We start from the raw sequence: 20122 nt of genomic DNA on the forward strand, positions 1-20122 counted from the left end.
AGTCTGAGTTCAGCTGCTGGAAGGGATTTAACCTGCGGAAAACACTGCGTCTGGATTGCTGGCCAGGGTTTCAGCACAATGAAGGCGGAGTCGTTCGGCAATCTCGGTGAGATCGCCTGCTAAAAGCGACGCGTCGACAGGTTTGCCAAAATTGACTGTGAACTCGGCATTCTTCTTGTTCAGGAGTTCATTAAAAACAGTCATGTCCCGCAACTCGGTGGAAAGGCGGGCGAGAAAATAGAACAGGCCCGAATTGCGTCCGCCCATATGCATTGGAATGATCGGAACCTTGTTTTTTCGGGCAAGGGCAATGGCCGAAGTCATCCAGGGGCGTTCTGTCAATCTTCCCTGATGCCAATATGCGAGCCGCCCGGACGGAAACAGGACCACCGCTTTTTCCTTGGCAAAGGCGGACGAGGCAATGCGCAGGGTTTCCTTTGTCTTCTCACGGCTTTTAAAATCCGCACGCCATTCGACCGGAATAATCATCTCAGCCAGTCGTGGGTTGATCCGTATCGCGTCTCGATTGGCGAAGATTGCCAAGTCTTTGCGCCGTTTCTTGATAGCGTCGAACAAGACGATGCCGTCTGCGATCCCGGTTGGGTGATTTGACACCAAAACAACCGGACCACTTTCAGGCACTCGTTCAAGTCCCGAAGTCGTCACATTCAACGTCAATAATTGACCCAAGTGTTCAAAGACAGCTTCGGCATCCATGGCAGCTACTGTATTGGCCATATCGACAGCAGACTGGTACCTCAGGATCTTGAACGCCAGCGGACGGATCAGCGGCCAATAGGCACTGGCCATGACTTTCTTGCCGCGTTCCGCAATAAGCGTGTCTACGATATGCGCAGATTTTGGCCTTGAGGCCATCGCTACCTCGCGATCACTTTGGTCCAGAAGCGTCTCGGTCGTCGTATGATCGGAAATGGGCACAATCTCACCCCTGCCGGATTTATCGGTTGGCGTCGCGTGCCGACGGGAAAAGGAACGCAACACGTGACGCAAACGGTAACTCGGAAAAAAACCGTAAAGCTAGCTCCAAACGGGACTGGTGAATATGCCGACGCATGTCAAAAAGGCGGCCAGCCAAGAAACCGAACGTGGTGTTGATCTGTCAGTCCAGTAGCAAAAGATGTAGATGGCCCGGAGAGCGATAAACAAAACCGCAAGCTGGTCAATCCAGTGAGGGTCGCCGCCCTGTCCCAAACCGACAATGACCGCAATTGCAAACAGCGGGAAGGCTTCAAAGCCGTTTGATTGTGCATTTTGGGCACGCCGAGGAAACCCATCGGCCCAAAAGGCTGGATCTCTCGGGTTTCCGTTGTCGAACTTTTTTGTCAGCTTGGCTGGAAAGGCCGACAGAATTGGAAGGATAGCGGCAGCTAGAATACACCAGATTGCTAGGGGCAAACCAAAACCTCGTCATTGACAATGTGTTCGGCAACCACGCCAGGCCGCCGCTTGAAATTATTTAGCAGCCGAATGTTTAGCGTAGACGACAGTCATTCCAAAATAGAGAGTTACTATTTGTTGCAAGGAAATACAGTTGCTAGATCTCTGTAGAGAGATTCCGCATCATTCAGTATCGGTATGCCAGCTATCGAAAAGCCTCCTAATTCGCCGTCGATTTTCCAAAAAGTGAGTGCATAACTCTAAGCCAGCTGGATGTGAGGGGCGGAGAGCGCCTGGTGGTGTGAGCGCCTGCAAAACTGGTCGGGTCAATCTTCCCAACCAGATCCATGTCGTCCAGTGCCATCTCCATGGTGAATTTGGCCGCCAGCGACTTCATGGCAACATTGCCGGCCAAAAACCTGAAGTAAATATGGCGGATGTCGTGGTTCGTCGCGGTCTCCATAAGCTGGTGCATCAAGTTGGTGCCAACGCCTTGTCGTCGCCAAGCAGCTTACACACTTAAGGTCACTTCTGCAGAACCGCTATCTCCGACTGGTCGGAGTTCAGCCGTTCCACGGACTGTGTGATCTTCCACATAGGCCATGATGGTCGTGCTGAGCGCGCGTGCAGTGGTGACATATTGACGAATGAAGCGATCACCAACGCTCATCCCAAAACGGGCACCACGACACTCTGGAGGCAGCCGAAGCAGGTGGTCTCGAAACAAAGTCAGTTGGTCAGCACCAAGCGGTTGAATCGCAACAGGCGCTGCTTCGCCTGCGTGAGACTCAATACAATTTGCCATCAGAGGCGCATCTGTTCGTGCCACAGCCATTCGGCTCTCCACAACCAGATGCCGACCTCCCAATCGGCATCACATTCTTGCTCTATATATCGAATAAACTGTTTTAGGTTCAATACTGGCAGTCACATCATATTGTCGGTTTTGGCATTAGTCCGGAACTGGGTTAAGACGTGCAGAAAGCGACGTAGCGGAATGAGGATTGATTCGACATGCAACATCACTGGAAGGTGGCCCTTGTGGTCGGTTTGGTTGCCACGGTGGCTGGATGCCAGCGCTTGAGCGGCGGCAGTAACTATGCGGCGCCCCTGCCTGCAACGCCGACCTCTCCTGTTGCGTCCGAACCCTTACAGCCGATTGATGGCGCGCCACCTCCGGGAACTGTTGTGAGCGACCCTACAGCCACGGAGCCGGTAAATCTGGCTAGCAATCCTGTGCCGGAGCCGTCCACAGCAATCGATATTGGTCGCAGTGACATGTTGGGTGGCTGGAAAGTGTCTGCTTCTGGCGACAACTGCATGGCTTTCATGACGCTGACCTCTTGGGAAGGTGGGTATCGTGCCAACACCAGAGGTTGTGCTTCACCGCAATTGAGCAGTGTTTCCGCCTGGAACCTTACAGGTAAGCAGGTTGTGTTGAAGGGCAGCGGCGGCGATGTAGTTGCGCAACTCTACGCAACGTCTGCAACACAATTTGGTGGCCAGATGTCCACTGGTGGGCAGATTTCTTTGTATCGTTAGCAACTTTAGGTAATTTTATCTGGACGTCTCGCTTACAAGCTGTAAAACTATAGCGTGTAAAAAGAGGCTGTGCAGAATGTCAAAATATGATCCTTTGCGAGAGCACCTTGCTCGTCTGGACGATGTCGTCTGGGCGGCAAAGCTCAATGATGTTGAAGAAATACTTGGGTCAAATCTGCCGCGTAGTGCGCGCGAGCACAGAACTTGGTGGGCGAATTCTGGCGGAAGTCTGGTCCACCAAAATGCCTGGCTCGATGCGGGCTGGCGGGTTGAGCGTACCGATTTGCCAAGGAATGTGGTTGTATTCCGTCGCTTGCGTATTGGGGGTACATCCCTCGCGGGGGGCAATGGTCGTGCAAATGGCCGCGATTCCCGGTCAGCTTCGGAAAAGCAATTGTCCCAGACCATGGCAAGCCTTCGACAGCCTGTGACAGTTACCTTGCGAGCTGAATGGAGCGTCATGGGCGAAGTTCAGAAAGTCCCATGTTCAGAAAGTTCGGTGCCGCTGTCTTCGGGTATTCTTCGGATTACAACCCTGAAGGACAATGTCGCGACCACTACGATCATTCCGGCCCAGGCAGTTCAGGCTGTTTATCGCCAGGTGCGCATGGCGCTAAAAGATGGCGACTGTGGCGACGGTGAGGTGATGGACGCCGAATTCAAGCAAGCGCTTGAGTTGTCAGAAAACGTTCCTGCGGAATGTGATGTTGTTAAGCCGGGGAATGCCTGGATATTAACAGACGGTCGAGGGCGTAAGGCGAATTTCGATGACCCTGAGGAGCGCGATCTTGTCGCTCAGTTGCTCTATATTCAGGAAATCCAAAGCGGCCGGAAAACACGCCTGCTTCGCGTTTCCTGAAATGAAGTCTATTGGTTTGCCGCTTGCGGAGAGCTGCAAGCGGTGAACTCAACACAATCGAAGAAAGACGCTTCTCCGGCGCTTTTTCATCTTTGTGGCGACCGTTCTTAGCGGATGTCTGTACTTTTCGCATCTCATTCAAGGCGACAAGAGCGCTAGAGTTGAGGGACGAGCTAACTGTTGCCTTGCTCGCCTGCCAGCTTAGCGGTCCTGTCTCTAAAATTTTTGACGGTAAAGTTGCAGTCCTCATGGAGCAGAGCTAAGTCGGTTAAATTGATTTAGCTCCACACGTCTTCCAGTTTTATAGCCATTGAATGCCATTCTGACCTTGCATCTGCGGCGTTTTGACCGTATTTCGCGGGGAAAGGTGTCGGTGAAAACCTTGATTGGCAGGTTCCATCCCGTGCGCCGGATGTGGGAGCATACCTCTTGAAGATGGACCTTCCGGTTAATCGCGCGCTGTCTGCGCGTTACGCGGCCCTGGTGGCCGCTGGAGAGATTTCCGAAGATCCTGCCCAGCTAGATGCCGTCCATCATCTTGATCTCCTGAACACCAAACTTGGCGAAGTTCGGCTTGCCTCGAAATCCAGTTCTCTCGGCTGGTTGTTTCGTCGCAACAAGGATCTATGGAAAACCGTTGAAGGCCTCTACATGTGGGGCGGAGTTGGGCGTGGAAAGACAATGCTCATGGATCTGTTCTTCGAGGTCACCGTGATCCGCCGGAAGCGGCGGGCGCATTTTCATGAGTTCATGGCCGATGTTCACGACCGCATCCACGAGTATCGCCAAAAGCTAAAGCACGGTGAGGTGAAAGGTGATGATCCGATCCCGCCGGTCGCAGCGCAAATTGCGGATGAGACGCGGCTTTTGTGTTTCGATGAGTTTGCGGTTACCGATATTGCAGATGCCATGATCTTGGGACGGCTTTTCACCCAGCTGTTTGACCGGGGTGTGATCGTGGTTGCAACGTCAAATCGCGACCCGATAGACCTCTATAAGGATGGTCTCAATCGCCAGTTGTTCCTTCCCTTCATCGAGCTGCTCAAGTCTAAGACCAAAGTCATCAAACTTGATTCGGAAACCGACTACCGACTGGAAAAGCTCGCTGGTGCACCGGTCTACGTCGTTGGCGACGGTGCTGAGGCTCAGGAAAAGCTGGAGGATCTCTGGACGCGTCTGACCCATGGGGTGAAGCCTCATTCAGAAGAGCTAGAGAACAAGGGGCGAAAAATACCGGTTGGTAAGGTTGCTGCCGGTGCTGCCTGGTTCACATTTTCAGAGTTGTGCGAGCAGCCGCTGGGGGCAAGCGATTACCTTCGGATCGCGCAAGCCTACGGAACAGTGTTTCTGCGGGATATTCCGATTATGAATAAGGCGCGTCGCAATGAGGCCAAGCGCTTTATCAATTTGATCGATACGCTCTACGACACGGGTACTAAACTCATTGTATCCGCTGCAGCTGAGCCAACAGCACTTTATCAATCCTCTGAGGGGACTGAAGGCTTTGAATTTGATCGTACGGCATCGCGTTTGATCGAAATGCGATCGGAGGCATATCTAGCGGGCGAAAGGACGTGAACACACTTTTTAAGAAGCATTCCGTATAGGGAAATTACTTAAAGAGGATATTTCGAAAAAAGCAGCATCGATCTCGCGCAATATCCTTTTAACGAGGTTGCGCGGGAGAAACAAAGGGAGTAGTGCCATCAGTAGTCATCTGAAGATGGCACAAAGTTCCATCTTACGTAAAGGGAAACTTTCGGACATGGCGCGGAACAAAATTGCGTTGATCGGTTCAGGTCAAATCGGCGGCACGCTTGCTCACCTGGCGGGCTTGAAGGAACTCGGAGACATTGTTCTTTTCGATATTGCGGAAGGCATGCCTCAGGGCAAGGCACTTGATCTGGCGGAAAGCTCCCCGGTTGACGGTTTTGATGCCAAGCTCGGTGGTGCAAACGACTATGCCGCGATCGAAGGTTCCGACGTCGTCATCGTAACCGCGGGCGTTCCTCGTAAGCCGGGCATGAGCCGCGACGATCTCCTTGAAATCAACCTGAAGGTTATGGAGCAGGTCGGCGCTGGCATTTCCAAATACGCCCCGAACGCCTTCGTTATCTGCATTACCAACCCTCTTGATGCGATGGTTTGGGCACTGCAGAAATTCTCCGGCCTGCCGAAGAATAAGGTTGTGGGCATGGCAGGCGTTCTTGACAGCGCCCGTTTCCGTTACTTCCTCGCCGACGAGTTCAACGTTTCCGTTGAAGATGTCACTGCTTTCGTTCTCGGCGGCCACGGCGACACCATGGTACCGTTGACACGCTATTCCACAGTCGCAGGCATCCCGCTGCCGGATCTGGTGAAGATGGGCTGGTGCACATCTGAGCGGCTGGAAGAAATCGTTCAGCGCACACGCGACGGTGGTGCGGAGATCGTCGGTCTCTTGAAAACCGGTTCCGCATTCTACGCTCCGGCTTCCTCCGCCATTGCGATGGCCGAAAGCTACCTGAAAGACAAAAAACGCGTCATGCCATGTGCGGCCGCCCTTGATGGTCAATATGGCCTGAAAGACACCTATGTCGGTGTTCCGGTCGTGATCGGCGCTGACGGAGTTGAGCGTGTCATCGAAATCGACATGACCGGCGATGAGAAATCAATGTTCGAAAAGTCGGTTGCATCCGTCGACGGTCTGGTTGAGGCTTGCAAGAAGATTCAGCCGGCGCTTGCGTAAGCGCCACTGCCACATTTTAGTCGGCCGCCCTGTCCTGGGGCGGTCCTCCGAACCAAAACGGGGGAACACATGAATATCCATGAATATCAGGCCAAGGCGGTTCTGAAAGAATATGGTGCGCCGGTCGCAGAGGGTGTCGCCATCTTCTCCGCCGACGAGGCCGAGGCAGCGGCAAAGCAGCTTCCAGGTCCGCTCTGGGTCGTAAAGTCCCAAATCCACGCAGGTGGTCGCGGCAAGGGCAAGTTCAAGGAACTGGCTGCTGATGCAAAGGGCGGTGTCCGCCTTGCGTTTTCGCTGGAGGAAGTAACCTCACATGCCAAGGAAATGCTTGGCAACGCGCTTGTCACCAAGCAGACCGGCGATAGCGGCAAGGTCGTTAACCGTCTCTACATCGAAGATGGCGCTGATATCGAGCGCGAGCTTTACCTCTCCATCCTCGTTGACCGCACCGTCGGCCGTCCGGCCTTCGTCGTGTCCACCGAGGGCGGTATGGACATTGAAGCCGTTGCCGAAGAAACACCGGAAAAGATCCATAATCTGCCGATCGATCCGGACACGGGTGTGACAGAAGCAAATGCCAAGCAGCTGTGCGACTGGTTGAAGCTGGACGGTCAAGCGCGCGAAGACGGAATGACCCTCTTCCCGATCCTGCACAAAGCGTTTGTCGAAAAAGACATGGCTCTTTTGGAAGTGAACCCGCTGATCGTCATGAAGGACGGTCGTCTGCGTGTTCTCGACGCCAAGGTTTCCTTCGATGGCAACGCCCTGTTCCGTCACGATGACATTATGGCGCTGCGCGATGAGACAGAGGAAGATGCCAAGGAAATCGAGGCGTCCAAATATGATCTCGCTTACGTTGCCCTTGATGGCGACATTGGATGCATGGTCAATGGCGCTGGCCTTGCCATGGCAACCATGGACATCATCAAGCTCTACGGGTCCGAGCCAGCCAACTTCCTAGATGTTGGCGGCGGTGCATCCAAGGAGAAGGTGACGGCTGCGTTCAAGATCATCACCTCTGATCCGAACGTGAAGGGCATCCTAGTCAACATCTTTGGTGGCATCATGCGCTGCGACGTAATCGCAGAAGGCGTTGTGGCTGCGGTCAAGGAAGTTGGTCTGCAAGTTCCACTCGTTGTGCGCCTGGAAGGCACCAACGTGGAGCTTGGCAAGAAGATCATCAACGAAAGCGGCTTGAACGTGATTGCTGCTGATGACCTCGACGACGCCGCCCAGAAAATCGTGAAAGCCGTGAAGGGGGGCGCATAATGTCCATCCTCGTCAATAAAGACACGAAAATCATCGTTCAGGGCCTGACCGGCAAAACCGGTTCTTTCCACACGGAACAGGCTCTTCAATACTATGGCACCCAGATGGTGGCCGGTGTTCACCCGAAAAAGGGTGGCGAAAGCTGGACCTCCAACCTTGATGCAGATGCCAAGCTGCCGATCTACGCTTCCGTTGGCGAAGCCAAGGAAGCAACGGGCGCTGATGCATCCGTGATCTACGTTCCGCCAGCAGGTGCCGGTGCGGCGATCATCGAAGCCATCGATGCGGAAATCCCGTTCATCTCCTGCATCACCGAAGGTATTCCGGTTGCCGACATGGTCAAGGTGAAGCGTCGGTTGGAAAAATCCAACTCTCGCCTGCTCGGCCCGAACTGCCCGGGCATCCTGACCCCTGAAGAGTGCAAGATCGGCATCATGCCGGGCTCCATCTTCAAGAAGGGCTCTGTTGGTGTGGTTTCCCGCTCCGGCACTCTGACCTATGAAGCTGTGTTCCAGACATCCAATGCTGGTCTTGGCCAGACAACGGCTGTGGGCATTGGCGGCGACCCGGTCAAGGGCACAGAGTTCATCGACGTTCTGGAAATGTTCCTGGCTGACGATGAAACTCAATCCATCATCATGATCGGTGAGATTGGTGGTTCGGCGGAAGAAGAAGCCGCCCAGTTCATCAAGGACGAAGCCAAAAAGGGCCGCAACAAGCCGATGGCTGGTTTCATTGCAGGTCGTACAGCGCCTCCAGGCCGCACCATGGGTCACGCAGGTGCCGTGATTTCCGGTGGCAAGGGCGGTGCTGAAGACAAGATTGCTGCGATGGAAGATGCCGGTATCAAGGTTTCTCCATCTCCGGCAAAGCTCGGCGAGACCCTTCTGGAAGTCCTGAAAGGCTAACAGTGGAAGAATTGCGTGGGTTGGTCGTAAACTATTTACGATTGACCCGCCTAGATGACAGGATACGAATGTGGCGCACTGATCCGCGCCACGTTCGGAATTGAGGGGGCCAGCGTCCCTCGGATGTCTGGTCTGAAAAGGAACCGGGTGTGGGCAAACCTCCTTTGCCCGCCGAAACATAAGGGCGGGGCAAACCTCCGCTAAAAAGACATGGCACGGCAGGAAGCGAACCAACAATTCGCACTGACGTCGTTGCTTTACGGCGCCAACGCAGCCTATATCGAAGAGCTTTATGCGAAGTACAAATCCGATCCGAACTCGGTCGATGCCGAGTGGCAGGATTTCTTTGCCGCTTTTCAAGATGAAAAGGACGCTGTGCTCAAGGAAGCACGTGGCGCTCCGTGGAAGCGCAAGGACTGGCCGATAGAGGCAAGCGGCGACCTCGTCAACGCGTTTGATGGCAATTGGGGCCCAATCGAACAGAAACTTGGCGACAAGCTGAAAAAGAAGGCCGCTGACAAGGGTGAGCCGGTCTCTGAAGCCGAAGTTCATCAGGCAACACGGGATTCCGTTCGCGCTCTCATGATGATCCGTGCGTACCGAATGCGCGGTCACTTGCATGCAGACCTTGATCCGCTCGGTCTTGCTGGCAAGGGTGATCATGAAGAGCTGCACCCGTCTTCTTATGGCTTTACGGAAGCTGATTGGGATCGCCGGATTTTCATCGATCACGTTCTCGGGCTGGAATACGCCACGATCCGGGAAATGCTTGATATCCTGAAGCGGACCTATTGCTCGACCCTTGGCGTCGAGTTCATGCATATTTCAGACCCGGCTGCGAAATCCTGGATCCAGCAGCGCATTGAGGGGCCGGACAAGCAGGTCGCCTTCACTGCACAGGGCAAAAAAGCCATCCTGAACAAGCTGATCGAGGCTGAAGGTTTCGAAAAGTTTTTGGATGTCAAATACACCGGCACCAAACGTTTTGGTCTTGATGGCGGCGAGGCGCTGATTCCTGCTCTGGAGCAGATCATCAAGCGCGGCGGTCAGATGGGGCTGAAGGACATTGTCCTTGGCATGGCACACCGTGGTCGCCTGAACGTTTTGACCCAAGTGATGGGCAAACCACACCGGGCTGTGTTCCACGAGTTCAAGGGCGGCTCCTATGCGCCGGACGACGTGGAAGGCTCTGGCGATGTGAAGTACCACCTCGGCGCGTCGTCTGACCGGATTTTTGACGACAACAAGGTTCACCTGTCTCTGACAGCCAACCCGTCTCACCTTGAAATCGTCAACCCGGTTGTGCTGGGTAAGTCCCGTGCAAAGCAGGATCAACTCTCTGCAAGAGACGGTCGTTTCATCGAAACAACGGAAGTGGATCGCTCAAACGTTCTGCCGTTGTTGCTCCATGGTGATGCGGCATTCGCTGGGCAGGGTGTTGTCGCCGAGTGTTTTGGGCTGTCCGCTCTACGCGGTCACCGCACCGGTGGCTCGATCCATGTGATCATCAACAACCAGATCGGCTTTACGACGAACCCGCGTTTCTCGCGCTCGTCTCCGTATCCGTCCGACATGGCGAAGGTGATCGAATCTCCGATCCTGCACGTCAATGCGGATGATCCGGAAGCTGTTGTCTTCGCGGCCAAAGTTGCGATTGAGTACCGCCAGACCTTTGGTCGTCCGGTGGTTATCGACATGATCTGTTATCGCCGCTTTGGTCACAACGAAGGTGATGAGCCAGCGTTCACCCAGCCGATCATGTATCGCAAGATCCGCAAGCATCAGACAACCCTCCAGCTCTACTCTGATCGCCTGCTCAAGGAAGGCGTCGTGTCGGCTGAAGAAGTCGATCAGATGAAAGCTGCGTGGCGGACGCATCTGGACGGCGAATTTGATTCCGGAGATGCGTTCAAGCCGAATAAGGCAGACTGGCTGGACGGTAAATGGTCTGGAATGAAGCGTGCCAAGGATGAAGATGATCCGCGTCGCGGTCAGACCGGTATTCCTATGGCTGAACTCAAGGAGCTGGGCCGCGCGCTGACGCATGTGCCGGAAGGCTTCAACATTCACCGCACAATCGCGCGTTTCATGAAGAACCGTGAACGCATGATTGAAACAGGTGAGGGCCTCGATTGGGCAACGGCAGAAGCGCTCGCTTTTGGCAGCCTGATGAAAGAGGGCCACCCGGTTCGCCTGTCCGGTCAGGACTGTGAACGTGGCACGTTCTCGCAGCGCCATTCCGTTCTGTACGATCAGGAAGATGAAAGCCGCTACATTCCTCTCAATCATGTGGGTGAGGGCGCAGAGCGCTACGAGGTGATTAACTCGATGCTCTCGGAAGAGGCGGTTCTGGGCTTTGAGTATGGGTATTCGCTGGCCGAACCAAACGCTCTGACCATGTGGGAAGCCCAGTTCGGTGACTTTGCCAACGGCGCTCAGGTTCTGTTTGACCAGTTCATCTCGTCCGGTGAACGCAAATGGCTGCGCATGTCAGGTCTCGTTTGTCTTCTGCCCCATGGCTATGAAGGCCAAGGGCCTGAACACTCTTCGGCACGTTTGGAGCGTTTCCTCCAGCTGTGCGCGGAAGACAACATGCAGGTCGCAAACTGTACGACGCCATCGAACTACTTCCACATTCTACGCCGTCAGCTGAAGCGGGATATCCGTAAGCCGCTGATCCTGATGACGCCGAAGTCACTGCTACGTCACAAGCGGGCTGTGTCCAAGCTATCCGAACTTGGTGAGGATTCCACTTTCCACCGTCTCCTGTGGGATGACGCGGAAATGGGAACATCTGAAACCAAATTGGTGGCCGACGACAAGATCCGCCGTGTAGTCCTATGTTCGGGCAAGGTCTACTTTGACCTACTGGAAGAGCGTGAAAAGCGCGGCATCGATGATGTCTATCTGATGCGTGTCGAGCAACTCTACCCGTTTCCTAAAAAAGCTCTGACTCATGAGCTGAACCGATTCCAGAACGCGACTGACATTGTTTGGTGTCAGGAAGAGCCGAAGAACATGGGCAGTTGGTTCTTTGCGGAGCCGTATATCGAGTGGGTGCTCGACCAGATCGCTCACAAGGTCAAACGTCCGCGTTACACCGGCCGTAATGCGATGGCCTCGACCGCGACCGGCTTGATGTCTGCGCACCAGGCGCAGCTCAAGGCGTTCCTGGACGACACATTTTCCGACTGATGATTGAATTGGGGGCAGAACCTGCCCCCAACCGTTTTTGGCCAAGGCTAAGTTTAAGAGAAGGCAACCATGGCAACCGAAATCCGCGTGCCCACTTTGGGTGAATCCGTATCCGAAGCCACCATTGCGCAATGGTTCAAGAAGCCGGGCGACGCGATTACCGCGGACGAACCGATTGTTGAGCTTGAAACCGACAAGGTCACCGTTGAAGTTCCAGCGCCTGCGTCTGGAACGCTTGAAAGCATTGTCGTGAACGAAGGCGACACCGTCGAAGTTGGCGCTCTGCTCGGCCAGATCGCAGATGGCGCTGGTGCAGCTACCGCTCCTGCTGCCGCGGCAGCTGCAGAAGCCCCGGCTGCTCCAGCAGCTGCCGCTGGCGGTAATGTTGTTGACGTTGTGACCCCGAGCGCTGGTGAATCTGTTACTGAGGCCGAAGTTGGCGAATGGAGCGTGAAGGTTGGTGACGTTGTCAAAGCCGATGACACGCTCGTTGAACTGGAAACCGACAAGGCTGCTCAGGAAGTTCCGGCCCCTGTTGCAGGCACGGTCGTGAAGATTGCCGCTGAAACCGGCGCAACTGTTGAGCCAGGCACTCTTCTTTGCCAAATCGATACGTCCGGTGCAGGCGCCTCAGCTGCTGCGGCTGCTGTCAGCGCTCCAGCTGCGGCCCCGGCTCCTGCTGCGTCCGGCACGTCCATGCCGCCAGCACCAAGCGCTGCCAAGATGATTGCCGAGAAGAACATCGCCGCTGATCAGGTTGTCGGGTCCGGCAAGCGCGGTCAGGTTCTCAAGGGCGACGTGATTGCAGCTGCTTCGGCTGGTATTAACGCACCAGCACCTGCCGCAACGGCTGTCCCGCGTGGTCCGGTTGCAGCGGACGATGAAGTGCGTGAAGAGCGCGTTCGCATGACCAAGCTGCGCCAAACCATCGCGCGCCGTCTGAAAGATGCTCAGAATTCCGCTGCCATGCTCACCACTTACAATGAAGTGGACATGGGCCCGGTCATGGAGCTGCGCAAGCAGTACAAGGACCTGTTTGAGAAGAAACACGGCGTCAAGCTCGGCTTCATGGGCTTCTTCACCAAGGCTGTCTGCCATGCGTTGAAGGAAATCCCGGCTGTGAACGCCGAGATCGACGGCACAGACATGATCTACAAGAACTTCTGCCACATTGGTGTTGCGGTTGGCACAGACAAGGGTCTTGTGGTTCCGGTCGTTCGCGATGCGGATCAGATGTCGATTGCAGAAGTTGAGCAGGAAATCGGGAACCTTGGCCGCAAGGCGCGGGACGGCAAGCTCGGTATGGCTGACATGACCGGCGGTACTTTCACCATCTCAAACGGTGGTGTCTACGGCTCGCTGATGTCCTCACCGATCCTGAACGCCCCGCAGTCCGGTATTCTGGGCATGCACAAGATTCAGGAACGCCCGATGGCTGTGAACGGTCAAGTTGTTATCCGCCCGATGATGTATCTGGCGCTTTCCTATGACCACCGGATTGTTGATGGCAAAGAAGCTGTGACCTTCCTTGTTCGCGTCAAGGAAAGCCTCGAAGATCCACAACGTCTGGTCCTCGACCTTTAAGGTCAGAATCACGCCAGTAGCGATATGGGAATCCAGATTGGATACCCTTTCGCTTTGGCGAAGGTCAGGTTTTGGATATCTCATGCTGTCATGAGATATCTGACTGATCGAAGAAGGAAAATGGCATGAGCATCGAGTTTCTGATCGCGGCCTTTATCGTCGTGCTGATACCTGGCACTGGCGTGGTCTATACGGTTGCGGTCGGGCTCGGTAAGGGGCGGCAGGCTTCTCTCGCCGCCGCTCTCGGCTGCACCTTCGGCATCGTGCCTGCCATTCTGGCGTCGCTGGTTGGCCTTTCGGCTCTTATGCATACCAGCGCGCTGGTGTTTCAGGCGGTGAAATATGCCGGGGTGGCCTATCTTCTTTATCTGGCTTGGCAAACCTTGCGTGACAGCGGCCCGATGGACCTGAAAGCCGACCGCGCCAGCGGGAAAAGCTTTTGGGGCATTGCCACATCCGGTGCCCTGATCAACGTTCTCAATCCAAAGCTGACCGTGTTCTTTCTGGCGTTTCTTCCTCAGTTCATCGTTCCGGGAAGCGGATCGGAAACCGCCCAGATGCTGGCGATGAGCGGAACATTTATGGCAATGACATTCGGTGTGTTTATCATCTACGGCCAGTTCGCGGCAGCTGTCGGAGACAAGGTGCTGCGCAGTGAGCGCGTCCTCAAATGGATGCGACGGTCCATTGCGGCAACCTTTGCAGGCTTTGGTGTTCGACTGGCCTTCAGCGAACGCTGATCAGGCCTCGATTTGAATTTGATATTCGCGGCCACCTGGCTGCAGGAAACGAGATAAAAAGGCAAAAGGGATCGAAAATGGCCCAATATGATCTTGTCGTCATTGGCACCGGCCCGGGCGGCTATGTATGTGCGATTAAGGCAGCGCAACTCGGCCTGAAGACGGCTGTAGTTGAAAAACGCGCCACACTCGGCGGCACCTGCCTGAACATTGGCTGTATCCCGTCCAAGGCCCTGCTGCATGCTTCTGAAATGTTCCATGAAGCCGGTCACGGCTTTGAAAAGCTGGGCATCAAGGTTTCCAAGCCGAAGCTCGATTTTGGCGCGATGATGCAGCACAAGACCGATGTAGTCGATGCCAATGTCAGCGGCGTCTCCTTCTTGATGAAAAAGAACAAGATCGACGTTCACACCGGCACCGGTAAAGTTCTGGGTCAGGGCAAAGTCGAAGTGACCGCTGAAGACGGGTCCACATCGACACTCGGCACCAAAAACATCGTGATTGCCACCGGCTCCGATGTGATGCCGCTGCCGGGCGTCGAAATAGACGAAAAACAAATCGTGTCCTCCACCGGCGCATTGGAACTGGAAAAGGTTCCGGGCAAAATGGTTGTCGTTGGCGGCGGTGTGATTGGCCTTGAGCTTGGCTCTGTTTACAGCCGTCTTGGATCAGAAGTCACCGTCGTGGAGTTCATGGATAAGATCCTTGGGCCGATGGATGGCGATGTTTCCAAGAACTTCAACCGCATCCTGAAAAAGCAGGGCATGAAGTTCAAACTCTCCTCCAAGGTCACCGGCGTTGAGAAAAAGGGCAAGGGCCTTGCCGTTTCTGTCGAACCTGCCAAGGGCGGGGACGCAGAAGTGATGGATGCAGATGTGGTGCTGGTCGCGATTGGTCGCCGTCCTTACACAGAAGGCCTCGGTCTTGAGGGTGCAGGGGTTGCGCTGGATGACCGTGGACGTGTTGCCATCGACGCGCATTTCAAGACTAATGTCGATGGCATCTACGCCATTGGCGATGTGGTCGTAGGCCCGATGCTGGCCCACAAGGCGGAAGACGAAGGCGTTGCCGTAGCCGAGCTTCTGGCCGGTCAAAAGCCGCATGTAAACTATGATGTCATCCCAGGCGTGGTCTACACCCAGCCGGAAGTTGCCTCTGTGGGCAAGACAGAAGAAGAGCTGAAGGCAGCTGGCGTCAATTACAAGGCGGGCAAATTCGCCTACACCGCAAATGGTCGCGCTCGTGCCATGAATGCGACCGACGGCTTTGCCAAGGTTCTGGCTGACGCTGAAACAGACCGTGTGCTCGGTGTTCACATCATCGGCTTTGGCGCTGGTGAAATGATCCACGAAGCCGCTGTCCTGATGGAATTCGGCGGCTCGTCCGAAGATCTCGGCCGCACTTGCCACGCGCACCCGACCATGTCGGAAGCTGTTAAAGAAGCCGCCATGGCCGTCTTTGCCAAGCCGATCCATTCCTGAGTTTTTCAGGACGTTTATGAAGTTTCTAAACCCGGGGCTCCGCTCCGGGTTTTTTGGTTGTTTTTGAGGGCTCCCCACAGCGTCGTCCCGGTAGGGCTCGGAAATTTCCCCTTGTTCAGGCGTCATCCCCGACTTGATCGGGGATCCATTGAATTCCAGAGCACAAGGAAGGGAGCAACGAGCTCTCTGCCTCATAGCAAACCCGGCGCCATGGTGCCAAACTGAGTGGCATATTGGGTCCCCGATCAAGTCGGGGATAACGCTGGGTGCGAGAGAGGGTTTCTCTGAAGTACATGACGCCAACCAGCACCTTTTCGGGTCCCTCAACCGACGAGTTCAACCCGTCTGCGGTCATCACCGGACTTGATCCGGTGATCCATTCCGTGATTCAGCCAACTCCTTGTCTAGTCGATAGAATTCGCTATGGATCCCACGGTCAAGCCGTGGGATGACCCATGGAGGATCGGTCAACGCTTCAGTGTGATTAGGCTCCCTTAATGCTCCCCCTTGCACAGCCGGTGATCGCCGAACGCCTTCAAGACATTGCAGTCGGCGATGGCGTGGGTGCCGGTGCAACTTTGGGTGATGCGCAGGAGTTCGGCCTCAAGACGTTGTAGCTGGGCGATGCGCGTGCGGATGTTTTGAAGCTGCTCGCTGGCAATACGGTCCGCGTCAGCGCAAGGGGCGTCTGGGTGGCTGCTCAGGTCTAAAAGTTCACGGATAGCCATCATCGGCAGACCAAGGTCGCGGCCATGGCGGATGAAGGTCAGGCGCTCCAGATCCCGTTCCGTGTAGCGGCGCTGGTTGCCTTCGGTGCGGATCGGCTCCTCGATCAAGCCTTCTTTCTCGTAATAGCGGATGGTCGGCACTTTCACGCCGGTGCGCCGGGAAAGGTCTCCGATTGAAAAATCCATTTTTCTCACTTTAGCTCTTGAACCTATAGTCGCTATAGCAACTACAAGATGGGACAGTCGAAATTGAACCACAAGACTGGAGCCCGAAATGGGAGCAAGTTGCGGACACAATCACAACGCCAGCTTTGACGGCGTGTCTGCCGATTACCGCCGCCGCCTTTGGCTGGTGATCTTTCTTAATGCCGCGATGTTCGTTGTCGAAATGATCGCAGGCAAGGCCGCTGGATCACAGGCGCTGCAGGCCGATGCGCTGGATTTTTTTGGCGATGCGGTCACTTACGGCATTTCCCTGGCGGTGATCGGGGCAAGCTTGAAGGTGCGGGCAACAGCGGCGCTCGCCAAAGGGGTCAGTTTGTTGCTGATGGGGCTTTGGGTCGCCAGTTCAACAATCTATCAGGTGCTGGTGCTGGGTGTTCCGCAGGCGGGCGTAATGGGCGTGATCGGCTTTCTTGCGCTGGCCGTCAATGTCGCCAGCGTGCTCATTCTGGTGCGCTACAAGGAGGGCGACGCGAATGTGCGGTCTGTCTGGCTGTGTTCACGCAATGACGCCATCGGCAATGTCGCTGTCATGCTGGCAGCGCTTGGCGTCTGGGGCACGACGACAGCCTGGCCGGATTTGATAGTGGCCGGTCTGATGTCAGCTTTGTTCTTGCAATCCGCCAGCCAGATCCTTGTGCATGGCTATCGCGAATTTCGAAGCGGCGGGGAAGGCGAAGAGAGTCACGACCATGCCGATCACCAAGGTCATTCGCGATTGTGAGTAGTCGGATCACGCAACCAGTTCTGACCCGAGTTCAACCAAGGTTATTTCCGGCGGAACACCGAAGCGGACCGGGACGATAGAGCAGCCGAGACCTCCTGAGACAATAAGATGTCTTGGCTCGCTTTCGATGCCAAGATGGCGAGCGATGCGGGTCCCTTCGCGGTCGATGATGTGGCCATAGCATCGGTGCTTGCCAAGCGGCGTTGGTTTCACCGGGCGATAGCCGAAAAAATTGACCTGACCACCATGGGTGTGGCCGCTTACTGTCAGGCTAACCCGCTCGGGCACTTCACGAAAAATGCGCGGCTCATGCGCCATTAACAGGATGGGGCCGTCATCCGTCACTTGCGCCAAAGTGCCCGGAAGATCATCCAGCCCGCGCCAGCTTTTGCGTTTCGCGCGCCTGCTCGGATAAAGGGCTAATTGATCATCCAATCCGGCAAGCCAGAAGGAATGGCCGTCCTTGCTGAGGCGGGTTGCTCTATTCTGGTAGAGCGGGATACCGGCATTGATCAAAGCTTGGCCGTATTTGGTGGGGCCATACCCTGTTAGTTGGGCATCCTTGTCGTCCCACCAGTCGTGATTGCCGAGCACGGCATGAACGCCGAGCGGGGCGCGGAGGTCGCCAAAGATGTCCGCCCAAGCCTGCGGCTCTATCGGTTCATACTGCCATTTGTGACTGGCAACATAATCCCCGAGCATCAGGATGATGTCTGGTCCCAATGCATTGGTTTGAGAGACAATCGAGCGAACCCTGTCGAGGCCCATCCATGGGTCGCAAATGTGAGGATCGGTGATCAAGGCAGCGCGGACAGTTAGCCCTTTGGGCCATCGCGGTGGGGTGAGGGCGTGGCGTTTTATATTGAGCCGGAAGGGCTCAATGCCGACGGCATAGGCCGGGGCGCTCAAAGCGCCAAGCGCAGCAAGACCCATTCCTTTTAAAATTGTGCGTCGTGTAAACATCGGTTTTGCCCCTTCTCAATCCAGAAGATGCTAAGGAGGCAATTCGGCGGGCGCATGATGCGGTTGGGGTAAGATGACGGCAATTCTCGGAAAGTCATGCCACATTTGAAGAGGTATACAGGTGAAAGAAAACCCGCCACACGGCGGGTCTTGAAGTCGGGGTCGATTGCCTACCGATTTTATTTGCTATCTTCCGGTTTTTCCGCTGGCAGCACTTTCAACTTCTTCAGCGCTTCATCGCTCAGATCGTTGGTTGCGATGGATACATCTCCATCGGGTTCCATTGGAACATCAGCAACAGTCATCTTTTCTGATTTTGCTGAATTCCAAGGGCATGCCATTGCCGGTGCTGTCGCAAACGCGATTACAGCAATCGCGGCAAGAGACTTCGAGACCACGCGCATTTCCGCCTCCTCTATCAAGGGCACCTTAAGGGCAACAGTGCAAATCCTACGGGAAATCGGCAGGCTGGCAAGGGAATTCGGACCCGGTGCTTATAGTTTGGCCCGGGTCAGAGTGTAAGATTCTTCAGACTGCGGCAGGTTTGGGTCATGCGGTACTTCAATAAGCCGAACGTCTAGATACCCCTGAAAGTTTCGCACAAACAGCACTTTGGCTGTGAGAAATCCCATAAGATCAGAGCGCAAACCGCCATAGTCGCGCAGCTCTGCTTTGTTCCACCCCCATTTGCAATCACGAGGGATGCATTTTGTGAAAGCGCGCATGCGGGCTTGCACAGTGTCGTCCACGCACTTGGTCTCTATTTCGATCCGGGAAATTTGCTTGGCTTTGGCATTCTCGTTGATCCAGATACCGTCTTCCGGCAACGGGCAGTAAATACGGCCCTCCGCCTTGGCCGGGGCCATCAGGAAAAACAAAAGAACTGCAAAAAGAAATACACGCATTTTGGATCGCCTCTGGGGCATTGCCCTTGTCACCATGGAGGCGGACAGTTTACGCAAGCTTAATTAGCCCGCCAATTCCAATTGCAGCCCAGAGTATATCATGCCGGAACAATCTGTTGAGATCCCCCGCCTTGAAGGCGCGCGCCTGACCTTAAGAGCACCAACAGCCTCTGATTTCCTAGCCTACCAATCCTTTTTCGCAGATGGCGAGGCCTCTCATTTTTATGGCGGTCCGATGGGGGATGGACAGGCTTGGCGCGTGCTGGCGGCGCAGATCGGTCACTGGCACTTACGCGGGTATGGGGTATGGGCCATTGAAGACAAGGAAACGCAAACGTGCGTTGGGGCCTGCGGTTTTGCATGGCCCGAAGGCTGGCCACGACGCGAGCTGACATGGTGGTTGTTGCCGGAGGCCCGAGGCAAGGGACTGGCAGTCGAGGCGTCCCGGTTGGCGATCCGTCATGCTTATGACGTTTATCGCTGGGACCTCGTGGAAACACACATGAATGATAAAAATAAAGCTGCGCGGGCACTGGTTCTACGCCTTGGGGGAGAACGCATGGCCCGCGAAAGATTTCCGGATGGTCTCACCCGGAACGTATATCGTCTTCCAAATGGGGAGGCGCGATATTAGCGCTTCTTGCCTGCAATTAGGCCTTCGCGTTGGGCGAGCTTGCGTGCAGCCTTGCGGGCGCGACGGACAGCTTCAGCCTTTTCACGGGCACGTTTTTCGGACGGCTTTTCGTAATTCCGACGCGACTTCATTTCGCGCAGGACGCCTTCCCGCTGCAATTTCTTCTTCAGTACACGAATAGCTTGTTCGACGTTGTTGTCGCGGACGAGGACTTGCAAGTTATCTCCTGACATTTGCCG

20 protein-coding genes and 1 pseudogene are annotated in these 20122 nt (G+C 55.2%); 12 read left to right on the top strand and 9 right to left on the bottom strand.

Annotated elements, in window-relative coordinates:
• Positions 1–27: 27 nt before the first annotated feature.
• The 4 genes and pseudogenes from TRICHSKD4_RS06145 to TRICHSKD4_RS06155 form a co-directional block, all read right to left on the bottom strand.
• Positions 28–876, bottom strand: a complete 849-nt coding sequence (locus TRICHSKD4_RS06145) for a 1-acyl-sn-glycerol-3-phosphate acyltransferase (RefSeq protein WP_050763372.1) — start codon at positions 874–876, stop codon at positions 28–30.
• A 162-nt stretch (positions 877–1038) separates the two neighbouring features.
• Complete coding sequence (locus TRICHSKD4_RS06150) at positions 1039–1416, bottom strand: MAPEG family protein (RefSeq protein ID WP_009466605.1); 378 nt, start codon at positions 1414–1416, stop codon at positions 1039–1041.
• 202 nt (positions 1417–1618) lie between these two features.
• Positions 1619–1894 (bottom strand): annotated as a pseudogene (locus TRICHSKD4_RS27985) (hypothetical protein); the annotation flags it as partial.
• A 15-nt stretch (positions 1895–1909) separates the two neighbouring features.
• On the bottom strand, positions 1910–2233 hold the full coding sequence (locus TRICHSKD4_RS06155; RefSeq protein ID WP_009466607.1) for a hypothetical protein: 324 nt from the start codon (positions 2231–2233) through the stop codon (positions 1910–1912).
• 179 nt (positions 2234–2412) lie between these two features.
• Between TRICHSKD4_RS06155 and TRICHSKD4_RS06160 the strand changes: the two genes are divergently transcribed.
• The 10 genes from TRICHSKD4_RS06160 to lpdA all read left to right on the top strand — a co-directional run bounded on the left by TRICHSKD4_RS06160 (position 2413) and on the right by lpdA (position 15704).
• The gene (locus tag TRICHSKD4_RS06160; RefSeq protein ID WP_009466608.1) at positions 2413–2940 is read left to right on the top strand and encodes an AprI/Inh family metalloprotease inhibitor; all 528 of its coding nucleotides are present in this window, start codon (positions 2413–2415) and stop codon (positions 2938–2940) included.
• A gap of 76 nt (positions 2941–3016) precedes the next feature.
• Complete coding sequence (locus tag TRICHSKD4_RS06165) at positions 3017–3799, top strand: hypothetical protein (RefSeq protein WP_009466609.1); 783 nt, start codon at positions 3017–3019, stop codon at positions 3797–3799.
• A gap of 435 nt (positions 3800–4234) precedes the next feature.
• Entirely contained in the window at positions 4235–5377 is a 1143-nt protein-coding gene (zapE, locus tag TRICHSKD4_RS06170; RefSeq protein ID WP_009466611.1) for a cell division protein ZapE, read from the top strand.
• 187 nt (positions 5378–5564) lie between these two features.
• Positions 5565–6527, top strand: a complete 963-nt coding sequence (gene mdh, locus TRICHSKD4_RS06175; protein ID WP_009466612.1) for a malate dehydrogenase — start codon at positions 5565–5567, stop codon at positions 6525–6527.
• Positions 6528–6596: 69 nt separating this feature from the next.
• On the top strand, positions 6597–7796 hold the full coding sequence (gene sucC, locus TRICHSKD4_RS06180; RefSeq protein WP_009466613.1) for an ADP-forming succinate--CoA ligase subunit beta: 1200 nt from the start codon (positions 6597–6599) through the stop codon (positions 7794–7796).
• Complete coding sequence (gene sucD / locus TRICHSKD4_RS06185; protein WP_009466614.1) at positions 7796–8704, top strand: succinate--CoA ligase subunit alpha; 909 nt, start codon at positions 7796–7798, stop codon at positions 8702–8704. Before sucC ends, sucD begins: the two co-directional genes overlap by 1 nt.
• Before the next feature lie 210 nt (positions 8705–8914).
• Positions 8915–11899, top strand: coding sequence for a 2-oxoglutarate dehydrogenase E1 component (locus TRICHSKD4_RS06190; RefSeq protein ID WP_009466615.1), 2985 nt, complete (start codon positions 8915–8917; stop codon positions 11897–11899).
• Between the two features lie 69 nt (positions 11900–11968).
• Complete coding sequence (odhB, locus tag TRICHSKD4_RS06195; RefSeq protein ID WP_009466616.1) at positions 11969–13483, top strand: 2-oxoglutarate dehydrogenase complex dihydrolipoyllysine-residue succinyltransferase; 1515 nt, start codon at positions 11969–11971, stop codon at positions 13481–13483.
• 125 nt (positions 13484–13608) lie between these two features.
• A complete protein-coding gene (locus TRICHSKD4_RS06200) occupies positions 13609–14223 on the top strand; it encodes a LysE family translocator (protein ID WP_009466617.1) in 615 nt (204 codons plus the stop codon).
• Between the two features lie 77 nt (positions 14224–14300).
• Positions 14301–15704: a dihydrolipoyl dehydrogenase gene (gene lpdA, locus TRICHSKD4_RS06205; RefSeq protein ID WP_009466618.1), complete on the top strand. Its 1404-nt coding sequence runs from the start codon at positions 14301–14303 to the stop codon at positions 15702–15704.
• 494 nt (positions 15705–16198) lie between these two features.
• Here lpdA and TRICHSKD4_RS06210 read toward each other — a convergent pair whose 3' ends face one another.
• Positions 16199–16618 carry a helix-turn-helix domain-containing protein gene (locus tag TRICHSKD4_RS06210; RefSeq protein WP_009466620.1) on the bottom strand — a complete coding sequence of 140 codons (420 nt, stop codon included), beginning with the start codon at positions 16616–16618 and terminating at the stop codon, positions 16199–16201.
• Positions 16619–16706: 88 nt separating this feature from the next.
• On the opposite strand from TRICHSKD4_RS06210, the gene TRICHSKD4_RS06215 reads away from it, so the two are divergent.
• A complete protein-coding gene (locus TRICHSKD4_RS06215; protein WP_009466621.1) occupies positions 16707–17378 on the top strand; it encodes a cation transporter in 672 nt (223 codons plus the stop codon).
• 9 nt (positions 17379–17387) lie between these two features.
• Here the strand turns inward: TRICHSKD4_RS06215 and TRICHSKD4_RS06220 are convergent, their stop codons facing one another.
• The 3 genes from TRICHSKD4_RS06220 to TRICHSKD4_RS06230 form a co-directional block, all read right to left on the bottom strand.
• On the bottom strand, positions 17388–18344 hold the full coding sequence (locus tag TRICHSKD4_RS06220; RefSeq protein WP_009466622.1) for a metallophosphoesterase: 957 nt from the start codon (positions 18342–18344) through the stop codon (positions 17388–17390).
• Between the two features lie 179 nt (positions 18345–18523).
• The gene (locus tag TRICHSKD4_RS06225) at positions 18524–18748 is read right to left on the bottom strand and encodes a hypothetical protein (protein ID WP_139051992.1); all 225 of its coding nucleotides are present in this window, start codon (positions 18746–18748) and stop codon (positions 18524–18526) included.
• A 90-nt stretch (positions 18749–18838) separates the two neighbouring features.
• Positions 18839–19249 carry a hypothetical protein gene (locus tag TRICHSKD4_RS06230; RefSeq protein WP_009466625.1) on the bottom strand — a complete coding sequence of 137 codons (411 nt, stop codon included), beginning with the start codon at positions 19247–19249 and terminating at the stop codon, positions 18839–18841.
• Positions 19250–19349: 100 nt separating this feature from the next.
• On the opposite strand from TRICHSKD4_RS06230, the gene TRICHSKD4_RS06235 reads away from it, so the two are divergent.
• The gene (locus TRICHSKD4_RS06235; RefSeq protein ID WP_009466626.1) at positions 19350–19883 is read left to right on the top strand and encodes a GNAT family N-acetyltransferase; all 534 of its coding nucleotides are present in this window, start codon (positions 19350–19352) and stop codon (positions 19881–19883) included.
• Here the strand turns inward: TRICHSKD4_RS06235 and rpsU are convergent.
• The gene (gene rpsU, locus TRICHSKD4_RS06240) at positions 19880–20101 is read right to left on the bottom strand and encodes a 30S ribosomal protein S21 (RefSeq protein ID WP_009466627.1); all 222 of its coding nucleotides are present in this window, start codon (positions 20099–20101) and stop codon (positions 19880–19882) included. The two genes, TRICHSKD4_RS06235 and rpsU, sit on opposite strands and share 4 nt — an antisense overlap.
• Positions 20102–20122 lie beyond the last annotated feature (21 nt).

This window comes from Roseibium sp. TrichSKD4, assembly GCF_000148725.1.
Classification (GTDB): domain Bacteria; phylum Pseudomonadota; class Alphaproteobacteria; order Rhizobiales; family Stappiaceae; genus Roseibium.

What these genes read in the sequence shown, in the direction of transcription:
- sucD (WP_009466614.1), top strand. Translation starts at nt 7,796, where the DNA reads ATGTCCATCCTCGTCAATAAAGACACGAAAATCATCGTTCAGGGCCTG.
- odhB (WP_009466616.1), top strand. Translation starts at nt 11,969, where the DNA reads ATGGCAACCGAAATCCGCGTGCCCACTTTGGGTGAATCCGTATCCGAA.
- lpdA (WP_009466618.1), top strand. Translation starts at nt 14,301, where the DNA reads ATGGCCCAATATGATCTTGTCGTCATTGGCACCGGCCCGGGCGGCTAT.
- TRICHSKD4_RS06165 (WP_009466609.1), top strand. Translation starts at nt 3,017, where the DNA reads ATGTCAAAATATGATCCTTTGCGAGAGCACCTTGCTCGTCTGGACGAT.
- zapE (WP_009466611.1), top strand. Translation starts at nt 4,235, where the DNA reads ATGGACCTTCCGGTTAATCGCGCGCTGTCTGCGCGTTACGCGGCCCTG.
- mdh (WP_009466612.1), top strand. Translation starts at nt 5,565, where the DNA reads ATGGCGCGGAACAAAATTGCGTTGATCGGTTCAGGTCAAATCGGCGGC.
- TRICHSKD4_RS06145 (WP_050763372.1), bottom strand. Translation starts at nt 876, where the DNA reads ATGGCCTCAAGGCCAAAATCTGCGCATATCGTAGACACGCTTATTGCG.
- TRICHSKD4_RS06190 (WP_009466615.1), top strand. Translation starts at nt 8,915, where the DNA reads ATGGCACGGCAGGAAGCGAACCAACAATTCGCACTGACGTCGTTGCTT.
- TRICHSKD4_RS06155 (WP_009466607.1), bottom strand. Translation starts at nt 2,233, where the DNA reads ATGGCTGTGGCACGAACAGATGCGCCTCTGATGGCAAATTGTATTGAG.
- TRICHSKD4_RS06225 (WP_139051992.1), bottom strand. Translation starts at nt 18,748, where the DNA reads ATGCGCGTGGTCTCGAAGTCTCTTGCCGCGATTGCTGTAATCGCGTTT.
- TRICHSKD4_RS06160 (WP_009466608.1), top strand. Translation starts at nt 2,413, where the DNA reads ATGCAACATCACTGGAAGGTGGCCCTTGTGGTCGGTTTGGTTGCCACG.
- sucC (WP_009466613.1), top strand. Translation starts at nt 6,597, where the DNA reads ATGAATATCCATGAATATCAGGCCAAGGCGGTTCTGAAAGAATATGGT.
- TRICHSKD4_RS06235 (WP_009466626.1), top strand. Translation starts at nt 19,350, where the DNA reads ATGCCGGAACAATCTGTTGAGATCCCCCGCCTTGAAGGCGCGCGCCTG.
- TRICHSKD4_RS06210 (WP_009466620.1), bottom strand. Translation starts at nt 16,618, where the DNA reads ATGGATTTTTCAATCGGAGACCTTTCCCGGCGCACCGGCGTGAAAGTG.
- TRICHSKD4_RS06220 (WP_009466622.1), bottom strand. Translation starts at nt 18,344, where the DNA reads ATGTTTACACGACGCACAATTTTAAAAGGAATGGGTCTTGCTGCGCTT.
- TRICHSKD4_RS06215 (WP_009466621.1), top strand. Translation starts at nt 16,707, where the DNA reads ATGGGAGCAAGTTGCGGACACAATCACAACGCCAGCTTTGACGGCGTG.
- TRICHSKD4_RS06230 (WP_009466625.1), bottom strand. Translation starts at nt 19,249, where the DNA reads ATGCGTGTATTTCTTTTTGCAGTTCTTTTGTTTTTCCTGATGGCCCCG.
- TRICHSKD4_RS06200 (WP_009466617.1), top strand. Translation starts at nt 13,609, where the DNA reads ATGAGCATCGAGTTTCTGATCGCGGCCTTTATCGTCGTGCTGATACCT.